This is a genomic window from Bacillus sp. HY001, from assembly GCF_007558965.1.
Lineage (GTDB): Bacteria > Bacillota > Bacilli > Bacillales > Bacillaceae_G > Bacillus_A > Bacillus_A mobilis.
In genome coordinates, this window is record NZ_VLTE01000036.1 from 88,269 (window position 1) to 101,056 (window position 12,788).

A 12,788-nucleotide genomic window follows, 5' to 3' on the forward strand; every position below is an offset into this window, starting at 1 on the left:
CAGGTAAAATTTTATCATTTTCTTATCCCTATCTTTTGTATACAATAACGAATAGATGTCTTTATAAATAATCAAGACATCTATTTTTTATACATGTACAATCGCTTTTATTTAGCGTACAATATTTTTTATGTGTTTGAATGCGCTTCTAGATGTATACACTTTGATAGCTTTAAAGGAGAAAAAATGATGAAATCCGATATGAACAAAGATACTCGAGCCAAAAAAGGACGCTCAAAGAAAAAACGACTCCTTTGGTTCCTTCTTATTCCATTACTGATTATAGCACTTGGAGCAGGAGGCTATTCCTTCCATATATACAGTAAAGCAAAGTCTGTATTAAATAATGCTTATTCTGAACTGGGCCGCGGGGACAAATCCAGCAAGCGTGAAAAAGCCGTGAAACCTATGACTGACAACATTTCCGTACTTATTATGGGTGTTGATGAAAGTGAGATTAGGGATAAGAATTACGGAAAAGCAACTCGCACGGATGCTCTATTACTTGCAACAATTAATAAAAACGACAAATCTGTTAAACTTGTCAGTATTCCACGTGACTCACGTGTCTTCATTAAATCACGTGATAAATACGATAAAATTACACACGCGCACGTATTCGGTGGTGTAGACAGCACGATTGATACCGTAGAGAACTTTTTAGATGTTCCAGTTGATTACTATGTAAAATTCAACTTTAAATCATTTATTAAAATTGTCGACTCCCTTGGTGGTATTACTGTCGATGTTCCGGTTGAGTTTACGGAACAAAATAGTAAAGACGAAGCAGATGCCATTCATCTGAAAAAAGGACGTCAACATTTAAATGGAGAAGAAGCATTAGCACTAGCTAGAACTCGTCATATCGACAGTGATTATATGCGCGGTCAACGACAACAACTTGTTTTAGAAGCCATTGCTCAAAAAGCATTATCGCTTAATTCCATTAATAAAATCGGTGGTCTACTAGACGCTGTTGATAAAGACTTAAAAACAAATTTAACTTTTGACGATATGATGACCATTGCCAAGAATTCAATGGATTCTAATTTAAAAATGGACAAAATGCAAGTAGAAGGTACTGATAAATATATAGACGGTATTTATTATTACGTTCCAAACGAAAAAAGCGTCAATAACATTTCGACAACATTACAAGAACATCTCGGTGTTACGAATAAAAATGAACATAAAAAATTATAATAAAAAGGCTGCTAGATCTTTCTAGACAGCCTTTTTATTATAATTTTCAACATATTTCTCGTGCATATTGTGACAAAAAGAGACAATTATTACAACAGTGTAACATTTTTTATAAAAACATTACACACATAGTGGAAATAATAGTATACTAGTACGTACATAATGTTATTTTCATCATTTTTATACAAAAAATGTAATACATATATTTATACAAAAATTTCTGGGGGGAAATAAATGAAGCTAAGTAAAATACTGATTGGTTCTGCAATTACTGGAGGCATATTACTTTGTGTAGGCGGTGTTGGTGGATATAAATATGTATCCAAACTAAATAATCAATTAGATACTACTGCATTACCAAATACTACATTTGAAGGTATTTCTCTCGATGGAAAAAACAAAAAAGATATTCAAGCAATTATTAATCAAAAGGTAACTGAATTAGATCAAAAATCTCTTACGTACATATTCCAAAATGATAAACAAACGTACACATGGAAAGATTTAGGGATAAATTATAAGGAAAAAGATATTATCGACAAAATCTTTAAAGAACAAGAGGGAAATGCAATGAATCGTTACAAAATGCGGAAGCAGGCTGAAAACGGTGAATTAAAACGTGATTATAAATTAACAGCTCAATTAAATACAACTGCTTATGAAAGCTTTATGAAAGATAAATATAATGACACACTAAAAAATCCTGTTAATGCAGAATTAAATGTTGAAGGCTCTACAGTAAATATTAGCCAAAGTCAAAACGGAGAAAAAATTGATAAAGGAAAGTTAACTGATTTAACGAAACAGGCCATTACTTCTGGCACATCCGACGTTACGTTACCAGTTACACTCTTAAAACCTGAGCGTTCTACAGAAGATATACAGAAAATGGGGATTAAAGAAGTAATAGCTGAATATTCAACTCCAATGGCTGGTCGTAATGGAAACCAGTCCTATAACGTAAATAAGTCAGCTAATACTTTAAGTGGAGTTATTGTCGCACCTGATGAAACGTTTAGTTTTAATGGCCGCGTTGGCGTAACGGATGCTGCACATGGTTATAAATCCGCAGCAGTATTTTCAGAAGGTAAAGTTATACAAAGTGCAGGTGGAGGTGTTTGCCAAGTTAGTAGTACTTTATATAGCGCCGCTTTAAGGGCAGATTTAGGAATTGTTTCTCGAAGCAATCATTCTATGCCTGTAAATTATTTACCACTTGGGCAAGATGCAGCAGTGGCAGATTATGGTCCAGATTTAAAATTCAAAAACAATACAGGCAATCATATTTATATTCAAGCATTTTCAAATGGAGGCAGTATTACTACTCGTATTTTCGGTACCAATACTGGTAAAAATGTTGAAGTTTCTTCTCAAGTAATTAGTAGAGCTAATGACAAAATAACAGCGGTAACATATAAAAAAGTAACACAAAACGGTGAAGTAATCTCAAATGGACAAATTTCAAAAAGCGTATATAAAAGCGCTCCAAAACAATGAGGTGCTAATAAACAGGTAAATTTCCAAAAAGAAAAAGGCGTGATTTAGTCACGCCTTTTTCTTTTGCAATAATAGTAAAAAAGCTTCAAGATGGTCTTTCGTTTCTTCTAAAGACCACATGCGATTTCCTTGCTTCGCAGCTAATACGCACGCCTCTTCCCAAGCATTCTTTTTCTTCATATATAATAATTCATCGCGTAATTTCAAAACAATTTCTTCATCCTCTTGCTCTATAAACTCTTCCATCACGCCTACTATTTCATCTTCATGAACACTTAACGTACAGTACGATTTAAGAAAGTATTGTAATGTCGTATACATATGTACTCCCCCTTCTTATTTGTCAGATGGATAAGAAGTAATGATCTTATATCCTAAATCTCCTGACTTATCTCTCGCCAAAACAGTAACAGTTTTTACTAGCTTGTCTTTTACATTCATATTTTTCTTTATTACCGTTTTTCCAACCGGGAATGAATGAGTTGTATTTAATACGAGACGAGCCTCTTTAGAATTTTTTAACCAATCTTGAATTTTCTTATCATGCTGCTTCAAACTATCTTTTACAGCTTTCGTCGCTGTTTCCTTATCATAGTATGTACTTGCCGCTGATACTTTATCTGTCTTCAAGCGATTCTTCAAATCCTCTTCTGATTTCCCTACATGTCTTTCAATCGTATGACCATTTTTAGGTGGCCCTTCCATTTCATCTAAAATATTATCACTAATTTTTTCTACTGATGTCGATTGATTTCCTGTTTGTTTCTCTGTTTTTTGTTCTTTTCCTGCACATCCACTTAAGATCAGCATGAATGCCATTAAACCACTCAAGAAAAGACTACTTATTCGTTTCATCATATCACCTCTTCCATGATTATTATCGTAACTTCACTAAAAGTCAATTTCACATAGAAAAAACATATACATTTTTAAAATTCCACGTCTATTTTTCCATATTACCACCCTAATTTCATAAAACTACTATTTCGGCCTTACCTGTAATATACCCCTATATTTTTTCGATTATTTCCCGAATAAAATCACCTCTTAAAACATCGAATAAACCCTTTAAACTCAAGGTTTATTCGATGTTTTTTAAATCGTAAAAATATACCCCTGTTTTTACATACCCAATACCCTTATAAGGTATATAGATGGTGTTTTATCAACGTTTTCCTACATTATGTAAATTTGCACTTGCCTACACAATAGAAATATGGTGTAATGCAAAAAAAGATAAAGGATTTTAAACAATGGCTGAAACAATTCAAAACTTCTTAACAGACTATTATTCAATCGCAATTCCACTTAGTATCTTAATCAACATCATCATCAGTCTTTTAGGTTTTATCCCTAGCATTTTTTTAACCGCCATTAACATACAGCTCTTTGGCGTAGTAAACGGTACAATCATTTCGATCATAGGTGAGGCCTTAGGGGCTATTATCTCGTTTTATATTTATCGTCTAGGCCTTCAAAAGTTCACTCACGATAAAGTAAATAAGTATCCTAAGGTAGAACGCCTTCTTTACGTAGAAGGTCGAGAGGCCTTTCTACTCGTCCTATCTTTTCGTTTTATTCCATTTATTCCGTCCAGTATCGTGACTTTATTTGCGGCTCTAGGCAAAATGTCATTACTATCCTTCAGTATTGCCAGTACAATAGGTAAAATACCGTCCTTATTGATTGAAGTATATTCTGCATACCATGTCATGAATGGTACAAATGAAGCGAAGTGGATTGTAACAATCGCGGGTTGTATCGGATTGTATTATTTGTGGAAAAAATGGAGAAAAAAATAAAGAAGGAGCATAGGCTCCTTCTTTATTTTTGAGGTATTTTATTAATAGCTATCTCTTACAGCCTTAGTTTATACCAACAGCACTAAATGATTGCTTAACTGCTGCTACTTCCGCAGAAGTCGCACCATATAAATCAGCTGCAGCTTGTACTGCACCAGCACGAGCTTGGCTAAATGTAGTAGATTGAGTGAAATATTGCGTGTTTGCACGGTAATAAATTGCACCTAGCTTGTCTTTACCGATACCAGTTACAGTTACACCAGAATGCGTACCGCCATTCGCTAATAAATAAGCTTGTTTGTTAATGATACCACTGTTCGTATGAACTCCACCGTTATCACTTGAACCAGTGTAACGCTTAGAGTAATGGTCTGGGTCACCATATTTCGCTGGATCACTCATAGAGCGAAGTGCATCTCCCGCTTTTCCAGGCGTGTAAATGTCTTCACCAATCTCCCAATCTGGATTACGATTATCATAGAATTCTACTAAAGTACCAAAGATATCAGAAATTGCTTCATTTAGCGCTCCTGATTCGTTTTGATAAATTAAATTCGAGCTATTTTCCGTAACCGCATGCGTTAATTCGTGACCAATTACATCAATACCACCAGATAATGAAGTGAATGTTACACCATCACCATCTCCGTATACCATTTGTGAGCCGTTCCAGAATGCATTATTATACTTACTTCCATAATGCACAGTCGATTTTAACGGCGCTCCTGCATCATTAATAGAGTTTCTATTAAATGTAGCTTTATAATAATCATATGTTCTACCTGCATAGTAATGAGCATCTACTGCCGCTGCATCATACGCTGCATTGAAAACATTATCTGCATCTGCCCATAATGTTCCTGGTAATGTTGAACGGTTTTTCGCATCATATGTGAAAATCGTTGCTCCGCGCGTATTGTCTTGTAAGTAGTAAGATGATCCAGATAATGTTGTATTAAGCGACTTCGTATCTCCTAATACACCTTTACCAGTTCCTACTTTATTTGTTCCTGTTACAGGCTTTATCACCGCTTTTGCATCCTGCTTAGGAGCATCTTGTTTAACTGGAGACTTATCATCATTCGTCACATGATCAATCGTATTAAATTTATTTAACACTTTACCGCTGTCTGCTTCAATGAAATAGTAGTAATTTCCTGGACTTGGATCTAAGAAGTTCAAGTTTACAACGTATGCATATGTTGTTTCTTCACCGTTTTGATATACATATAAGTCCGCTTTTGGTTCTACCTCATATTTCGGTGTTACACCTAAATCTTGCTGTGCGATTTCAATTGCCTTTGCGCCTTCAATCTTATTTTTATTTTTCAGCTTGTCCTTTTTGTCTAAATCAGGCGCAACTGTTCCAGACAATACTTTTAAAGAGCCATCTTTACTTACATGAGCTACTTGAGTAGACCCCCATACAGGTACTCCTTCGTAAACTTGTTGCAAACGTACTACTGTTGAATCAGTTACAGCATCTTTCTTCACTTGTTTCACTTTGAAAGAATCTTGCGCACTCTTTTCCCCTAGCTTGTAATCACCTTTTGCTGCGTTTAAGTAATCAAACACAACAGATTCTGCTTTCTTGCCAGTCGCTCCAGTTAAATCACCAGAAATAAACTCAGGTGACTGCACCGTCTCATTGTACTTCTTCGTAGAGAGCACATTTTTAGAATCCGCAAATGCAGAGCCTGTCCCTCCAAACGTTGTAACTGCCATTCCTGTCGCTAACACTAATGCTAAACTCTTCTTTTTCATATAACCTTCCCCCTAATAAAAAATTTTTGTGAAAAAGAGTAGTTTTATCGTAGCACTATGTTTCCACTATTAATATACTAAAAATTCAATTAATTATTTTCTCAAGTTTTGTAGATTTTTGGGGGAAAAATATTGAGAAACCCCTTTCCGGTTGGAAAGGGGTTTCTATTACGATTCATTTGTTTCAACTATTTGTGTTCCTTGCGTTAAAACATCCGGTCTCGACGAATACTGTGCAATAAACTGCGTCAAAAATACAACTCCAACAACAAGTCCTAAAAACATCACTTTTTTCATATTATTTCTCCTCTCCTTTTTCCAATAACGAAATCGTTTCTTTATAGTAACGACTACTCTCTTCGAAATTACGGATCTCCTCGAAATAATTCGCAATTTCTAAATATACTTGCTTTAAATACACTAAATTACCTTCACTTTTAAAAAATGGTATAGCCTCTAATTCTAGAAATTTCTTATATTCATCCGATGTACGGAAATATTTATATTGTAAAATAATTAGTAAATATAATACCCTTTTATACTTTTCGTGTCGCTGAGCAATAGAGATACCTTTTTCTATCCACTGGTTCGCCTCATCCATTTGTTTTAAATGAATACACTGTAACGCTGTATGATATAAAGTATCTAAGTAATTATCATCTTCATGTTGATGATATTGCAAACTTTTTAAATAAAATTCTTTAGCCTTTTCATATTGTTTTTGGTTACCATAGACTTCGGCAATATTACTTAAAGCTATACTCATAATTACCTCATTTTCAGAAAACGAACTTGCTTCACGTAAAATGCTATTGTACATATCCAAAGCCTCTTTGTACTGCCCTTGTCTTACAAAACAAATCGCTATAATAAATTGACAGTTTATCACATTACGGAATTTATATTCACTACGGAATCCCTCTATTGCAATGTTAGCGAAATGCATAGCTTTATAGGGATTTTCTAAGTGACTATATGCCAATGCTAAATTATAGTAAATACCATTCTCATGATAATTTAGCTCTTTCGCCATTTTTTCTGTTTCAATTAAACTCTCTAATCCTATCTTCCATTTGTTTTGTAAACAATTTAGCAATGAAACATTATATGTGAATAACATTTTCTGGAACTTAGATAATTTTTTATACCCTTTTTTTAATTTATTTAAGCTTTCCACTCCGTTGTCAATATCACGCTTAATCATAAGATAACGTACATATAGTAACTCATAATAATTCATAATTTCAAAATCCGTTACTTGCCCCATTTGTTCTTGTAAATCAGCATATATTTGTTCAATTCGTTCTCTTTCTAGATGGACGATAGCTTTATGCCAATCCTCCAGCTTCCCCTTCACATCTTCTTCTACATCTCTCAAATCCGTCACGGCAATTTCTAATCTTGTGCAGAGCAATTGTAGAATCTCTTCTGATGCTTCGATCTTTCCATTTTCGATCTTACTTAAGTATGAGACAGAACAAATGCCCTGACATAATTCTTCTTGTGTCATTTTTTGCTGTAGCCGTTTATAAAAGACTTGTTTGCCTATTTTTTCTAATGTTTGTTGCATTGTCCTCCTCCATTCTCATTACCCCCATTACTCTAATAATACATAAAATCTTGAGAAATATAAATTGATAAATGTTAATTTTCTAAAAAATATGCAATATTTCATTTTTTTCTTTCTTGACTATACTTTCATATCCATTCTTTGCTACGAACGATGAAAAATTGGTATACTATAACCAAATTATGGAGGTGTTTTCGCGATGACTTATTATAAAGACGATAGCTATGCCTTACATACAGATTTATATCAAATTAATATGGCTTATACATATTGGAAAGATGGTATTCACAATCGCCGCTCAGTGTTTGATTTATACTTTCGAAAGCTTCCATTTGAGAACGGTTATGCTGTTTTTGCTGGTCTTGAAAAGATTGTAGAGTACATAGAAAACTTCAGCTTTACCGAAAGCGATATCGCTTATTTAGCAGAATTACAATTTGAAGAAGAATTCCTTCAGTACTTACAAAATATGAAATTCACTGGGACGATTCGAAGTATGCAAGAAGGTGAAGTTGTATTTAATAACGAGCCTTTATTACGCGTTGATGCACCGCTCGGCGAAGCACAAATTATTGAAACTGCCCTGTTAAACATTGTGAATTACCAAACATTAATTGCAACAAAAGCTGCTCGTATGAAGCATGCTGCAAATAATGATGAACTTTTAGAATTCGGTACAAGACGTGCTCACGAGTTTGACGCTGCTCTTTGGGGCACACGCGCTGCCTTTATTGGTGGTTTCTCATCTACGAGTAACGTTCGTGCTGGAAAACGCTTCGGGATACCTGTAGCCGGCACACACGCTCACTCTTTCGTTCAAGCTTATCGCGATGAATATGTCGCGTTTAAGAAATACGCTGAAACTCATAAAAAATGTGTCTTTCTCGTTGATACATACGACACTTTAAAATCAGGTGTTCCAAATGCGATTCGCGTCGCGAAAGAGTTTGGAGATCGTATCGATTTTTATGGCATTCGCCTTGATAGTGGTGATATGGCTTATTTATCTAAAAAAGCAAGAAAACTACTAGATGAAGCTGGGTTTACACATACAAAAATTATTGCTTCTAGCGATTTAGATGAATACACAATTATGCATTTGAAATCTCAAGGAGCAAAAATTGATGTATGGGGCGTTGGAACAAAACTGATTACATCCTTTGAGCAACCGGCATTAGGGGCTGTTTATAAACTAGTTGCGATTGAAGATACTGATGGAAAGTTAAATGATACGATTAAAATTTCATCTAACCCTGAAAAAATTACAACTCCAGGACTGAAACGAATTTATCGTATTATCAATCGAGTTAATGATCATGCAGAAGGCGATTATATTGCATTAGATTCTGAAGAACCTGGAAAAGAAGAACGCTTAAAAATGTTTCACCCTGTTCACACGTATATAAGTAAATTTGTAACAAACTTTGAAGCTCGTGAACTGCATAAAGACATTTTCGTTAACGGCGAAAGAACATATGAACTACCAGGTATATTAGATATTCAAAAATATAATGAACAGAGTCTCGCGCTATTTTGGGAAGAGTATATGCGAACTTTAAATCCCGAAGAGTACCCTGTCGATTTAAGTCAAGAATGTTGGGATCATAAAATGAATTACATTCAAACTGTTCGAGAACAAGTTGAAAAAAATATACAAAAATAAAGTGAAACTTTAATCAGCCCTCACCAATCGGACTTTTATGGGCAGTAAAGCTTGAAAAAACAGAGAAGCTTCTCCTTCTCTGTTTTTTCAATACGATATGTACCTTTGTGAAAAATATATTAAAATAGTAAGACAAATATTTTTTATTTGTAAATTTTAATATTACGTTATTTATTTATAAAATAATATTTGCTATTATTTTATTGAGTCAATTTCAACAAAATAACCTAAAAAAGAGGACGCATGTTGCGTCCTCTTTTTTATAAATCTTTCACTCGTAGTACACGCATTGCATTTAACACTGCAAGTAGTGTCACACCAACATCTGAGAAGACAGCTTCCCACATTGTTGCGATACCGAAAGCACCAAGTAATAAAACTAATCCTTTTACCCCTAATGCAAAGATAATATTCTGCCATACAATGCGTCGTGTACGTTTTGCGATGTGTAAGGCTGTTGCAATTTTTGAAGGCTCATCAGTCATAATAACGATGTCTGCCGCCTCAATCGCTGCATCTGATCCTAAACCACCCATCGCAATACCAACATCTGCTCTTGCTAATACCGGTGTGTCATTAATACCATCACCAACGAAAGCAACTTTTTCTTTTCCGTTCTTCGCCGCATCAATTTTTTCAATCTCTTCTACTTTTTGTTGCGGTAATAGTTCTGCGTGAACTTCATCTAAACCTAATTCCTTACCGACAGCTTCACCAACTGCTTTTGCATCACCAGTTAACATGACTGTCTTCTTAATACCTAGTTCTTTTAATTTTTGAATTGCTTGTTTTGAATCTTCTTTTACCTCATCAGAGATAACGATATAACCTGCATATTCTCCATCTACAGCAACGTGAACTAATGTACCTACCGTTTCTGGTTGCTTAAATGTAATGTTTTCTTTTTGCATTAATTTAGCATTACCTGCAAAAATTTCTTTTCCTTGTACTTTTACGACTGTACCGTGACCAGAAATTTCGTTATAATCATCGATTATTTTTTCATCAATTGATTTTCCATATGCCTTTCGAATCGATTGTGCAATTGGATGATTAGAATACACTTCAGCAAATGCTGCATACTCTAATAATTCTTCATTTTTTATGCCTTCGCTTGGTTCCATTTTTGTAACTTTGAAGACACCTTTTGTTAATGTTCCCGTTTTATCAAAAACAATATATTTCACATCATTTAAAGCTTCTAAATAGTTACTTCCTTTTATTAATACACCACTTTTAGATGCACCACCAATCCCTCCAAAGAATCCAAGAGGAATAGATACAACTAACGCACATGGACAAGAGATTACTAAGAACACTAAAGCTCTATAAATCCATTCTGAGAATGTAGCTCCTTCTAAAATAAGTGGTGGAATAAATGCCATGATCGCTGCTGTAATAACTACAACTGGAGTATAGTAACGCGCGAATTTCGTAATAAAGTTTTCTGTTGGCGCTTTTTTACTGCTTGCATTTTGAACTAAATCTAAAATTTTTGATACAGTTGATTCACCAAATTCTTTTGTAACTTCAATTGTTAATACACCATTTTGGTTCACAAAACCACTTAATACGTCATTTCCAACTTCGACTTCACGTGGTACAGATTCACCAGTCAACGCTGAAGTATCTACCATTGATGTTCCTTCAACTACTTTTCCGTCTAATGGTACTTTCTCACCAGGCTTCACGATAATATAATCGCCGATTCGTACATCTTCTGGTGATACTTGTTTCGTTTCATTTCCAACCTTCACATTCGCATAATCAGGACGGATATCCATTAATGAAGTAATTGATTTTCGGGAGCGATTGACCGCAATACTTTGGAATAGTTCCCCCACTTGATAGAATAGCATTACCGCAACAGCTTCTGAATATTGTTGAATCGCAAAAGCTCCTAGTGTTGCAATTGCCATTAAGAAGTTCTCATCGAACACTTGGCCGCGAGTTATGTTTCTTACCGCTCTCCAAACAATATCTCCACCTATTAATAAATACGCAACGACGAATAACGGAATTGTTATCATTTGTGGTAAGCCAGCTAATGCAGCAATTGCTGTCAAAACTCCGCCGACCACTAATCGTCCTACCATCTTTTTCACATTTGCTTCACCATGGTCGTGACTATGTCCGTGGTCATGACCACCTTTTTCTTCACGAACAACTTTCACATCTGGTTCTAACTTTTGAACAACATTCGTTATATTTGCTACAGTCGCTTCTAATTCTCTTTTATTCGCTACTTCAACTCTTAATTTCTTTGATACGAAATCAACAGTTGCTTCTGAAACGGTCGGCATTTCTTTCACTTTATTTTCGATTTTCATCGCACAGTTTGCACAATCTAAACCTTCTAATATAAACACTTCTTTTGCTACTTTTGTATTTTTTTCTTCTTGTACTTTAATATGCGGTTCTAATTTTGTAACGAGTTGCTTTGCTTCTGTAACAACTTCGCTTTCTTTATTTTGTGCTGTTTCTAAAACCATTGTTTTTGTCGCGAAATTTACAGAGCAAGAATTTACTCCTTCTATATTCCCAACGCCTTTTTCAATTTTCATTGCACAGTTCGCACAATCTAAACCTTCTAACACCAGTTTCTTTTTCACTAATGCTTCAGCCATCGTTCTCCCTCCTCGCGTTCTTTTTATTCTTCCTCGTTTACGTGTTCAAACGCTTGCTCGAAGATATGAATTACGTGCTGATCAGCTAACGAATAATAAACGACCTTGCCTTCTTTACGATTCTTTACAAGTTTCGCTTGCTTTAACACACGAAGCTGATGTGAAATAGATGATTGTGTCATTCCTAATAAATACGCTAAATCACAAACACACATTTCAGCTTCAAATAACGCATGTAATATTCTCGTACGTGTACGATCACCTAATACTTTAAATAATTCTGCTACTTTACTTAAACTTTCATCAGTTGGAATTGTTTGTTTTACTTGATCAACAACTTCTTCATGAATTACTGTTTGAGAACATGTCTCTTGTGGTGTTTCTACTTTATTTCCAGCCATTATAGCTCACCTCTTCATTTGAACATATGAACAATCGTTCATATATCTTATACTCTTATTATATGAGCGCCTATTCATATGTGTCAATGAAATCTCATACATTTTTTTGAACATTTCGTTCACATTTAAAAAGGTCTATCCATATTTTCCGCATCCATTACATTCTCATACAAAAAAAGATGTACATTTTGCACAAAAGAAAAAAGCCTTGCGCGTTCCCTAGACGCACAAGGCTTACTTATACTTATATCCCTTTTAATT

Annotated in this window: 11 protein-coding genes; 4 read left to right on the forward strand and 7 right to left on the reverse strand. The window is 34.7% G+C overall.

Annotated features, from left to right (window positions below; genetic code table 11):
* Positions 1 to 186 precede the first annotated feature (186 nt).
* Together FOT98_RS18790 and FOT98_RS18795 are read left to right on the forward strand one after the other, a co-directional pair.
* The gene (locus tag FOT98_RS18790; RefSeq protein ID WP_063261606.1) at positions 187 to 1,203 is read left to right on the forward strand and encodes an LCP family protein; all 1,017 of its coding nucleotides are present in this window, start codon (positions 187 to 189) and stop codon (positions 1,201 to 1,203) included.
* Positions 1,204 to 1,437: 234 nt separating this feature from the next.
* The gene (locus FOT98_RS18795) at positions 1,438 to 2,700 is read left to right on the forward strand and encodes a VanW family protein (RefSeq protein ID WP_063261607.1); all 1,263 of its coding nucleotides are present in this window, start codon (positions 1,438 to 1,440) and stop codon (positions 2,698 to 2,700) included.
* Between the two features lie 48 nt (positions 2,701 to 2,748).
* Here FOT98_RS18795 and FOT98_RS18800 read toward each other — a convergent pair whose 3' ends face one another.
* Positions 2,749 to 3,021 carry a hypothetical protein gene (locus FOT98_RS18800; protein WP_063261608.1) on the reverse strand — a complete coding sequence of 91 codons (273 nt, stop codon included), beginning with the start codon at positions 3,019 to 3,021 and terminating at the stop codon, positions 2,749 to 2,751.
* A 15-nt stretch (positions 3,022 to 3,036) separates the two neighbouring features.
* The gene (locus FOT98_RS18805; RefSeq protein WP_063261609.1) at positions 3,037 to 3,555 is read right to left on the reverse strand and encodes an RNase A-like domain-containing lipoprotein; all 519 of its coding nucleotides are present in this window, start codon (positions 3,553 to 3,555) and stop codon (positions 3,037 to 3,039) included.
* A gap of 398 nt (positions 3,556 to 3,953) precedes the next feature.
* On the opposite strand from FOT98_RS18805, the gene FOT98_RS18810 reads away from it, so the two are divergent.
* On the forward strand, positions 3,954 to 4,502 hold the full coding sequence (locus FOT98_RS18810; protein ID WP_061676971.1) for a TVP38/TMEM64 family protein: 549 nt from the start codon (positions 3,954 to 3,956) through the stop codon (positions 4,500 to 4,502).
* Between the two features lie 63 nt (positions 4,503 to 4,565).
* On the opposite strand, the gene FOT98_RS18815 is transcribed toward FOT98_RS18810, so the two are convergent.
* The 3 genes from FOT98_RS18815 to FOT98_RS18825 all read right to left on the reverse strand — a co-directional run bounded on the left by FOT98_RS18815 (position 4,566) and on the right by FOT98_RS18825 (position 7,836).
* Positions 4,566 to 6,266, reverse strand: coding sequence for a M4 family metallopeptidase (locus FOT98_RS18815; RefSeq protein WP_063261610.1), 1,701 nt, complete (start codon positions 6,264 to 6,266; stop codon positions 4,566 to 4,568).
* Between the two features lie 168 nt (positions 6,267 to 6,434).
* On the reverse strand, positions 6,435 to 6,563 hold the full coding sequence (locus FOT98_RS18820) for an NprX family peptide pheromone (protein ID WP_132134817.1): 129 nt from the start codon (positions 6,561 to 6,563) through the stop codon (positions 6,435 to 6,437).
* 1 nt (position 6,564) lies between these two features.
* The gene (locus tag FOT98_RS18825) at positions 6,565 to 7,836 is read right to left on the reverse strand and encodes a helix-turn-helix domain-containing protein (protein WP_063261611.1); all 1,272 of its coding nucleotides are present in this window, start codon (positions 7,834 to 7,836) and stop codon (positions 6,565 to 6,567) included.
* Between the two features lie 199 nt (positions 7,837 to 8,035).
* On the opposite strand from FOT98_RS18825, the gene FOT98_RS18830 reads away from it, so the two are divergent.
* Positions 8,036 to 9,499, forward strand: a complete 1,464-nt coding sequence (locus FOT98_RS18830; protein ID WP_063261612.1) for a nicotinate phosphoribosyltransferase — start codon at positions 8,036 to 8,038, stop codon at positions 9,497 to 9,499.
* Between the two features lie 260 nt (positions 9,500 to 9,759).
* Here FOT98_RS18830 and FOT98_RS18835 read toward each other — a convergent pair whose 3' ends face one another.
* Complete coding sequence (locus tag FOT98_RS18835; protein WP_063261613.1) at positions 9,760 to 12,126, reverse strand: heavy metal translocating P-type ATPase; 2,367 nt, start codon at positions 12,124 to 12,126, stop codon at positions 9,760 to 9,762.
* A 23-nt stretch (positions 12,127 to 12,149) separates the two neighbouring features.
* Positions 12,150 to 12,527, reverse strand: a complete 378-nt coding sequence (locus FOT98_RS18840; protein WP_061676976.1) for an ArsR/SmtB family transcription factor — start codon at positions 12,525 to 12,527, stop codon at positions 12,150 to 12,152.
* Positions 12,528 to 12,788: the final 261 nt, after the last annotated feature.

Excerpts from the sequence above, each read along its gene's own strand:
- FOT98_RS18790 (WP_063261606.1), top strand. The coding sequence starts at position 187 with ATGATGAAATCCGATATGAACAAAGATACTCGAGCCAAAAAAGGACGC.
- FOT98_RS18795 (WP_063261607.1), top strand. The coding sequence starts at position 1,438 with ATGAAGCTAAGTAAAATACTGATTGGTTCTGCAATTACTGGAGGCATA.
- FOT98_RS18800 (WP_063261608.1), bottom strand. The coding sequence starts at position 3,021 with ATGTATACGACATTACAATACTTTCTTAAATCGTACTGTACGTTAAGT.
- FOT98_RS18805 (WP_063261609.1), bottom strand. The coding sequence starts at position 3,555 with ATGAAACGAATAAGTAGTCTTTTCTTGAGTGGTTTAATGGCATTCATG.
- FOT98_RS18810 (WP_061676971.1), top strand. The coding sequence starts at position 3,954 with ATGGCTGAAACAATTCAAAACTTCTTAACAGACTATTATTCAATCGCA.
- FOT98_RS18815 (WP_063261610.1), bottom strand. The coding sequence starts at position 6,266 with ATGAAAAAGAAGAGTTTAGCATTAGTGTTAGCGACAGGAATGGCAGTT.
- FOT98_RS18820 (WP_132134817.1), bottom strand. The coding sequence starts at position 6,563 with ATGAAAAAAGTGATGTTTTTAGGACTTGTTGTTGGAGTTGTATTTTTG.
- FOT98_RS18825 (WP_063261611.1), bottom strand. The coding sequence starts at position 7,836 with ATGCAACAAACATTAGAAAAAATAGGCAAACAAGTCTTTTATAAACGG.
- FOT98_RS18830 (WP_063261612.1), top strand. The coding sequence starts at position 8,036 with ATGACTTATTATAAAGACGATAGCTATGCCTTACATACAGATTTATAT.
- FOT98_RS18835 (WP_063261613.1), bottom strand. The coding sequence starts at position 12,126 with ATGGCTGAAGCATTAGTGAAAAAGAAACTGGTGTTAGAAGGTTTAGAT.
- FOT98_RS18840 (WP_061676976.1), bottom strand. The coding sequence starts at position 12,527 with ATGGCTGGAAATAAAGTAGAAACACCACAAGAGACATGTTCTCAAACA.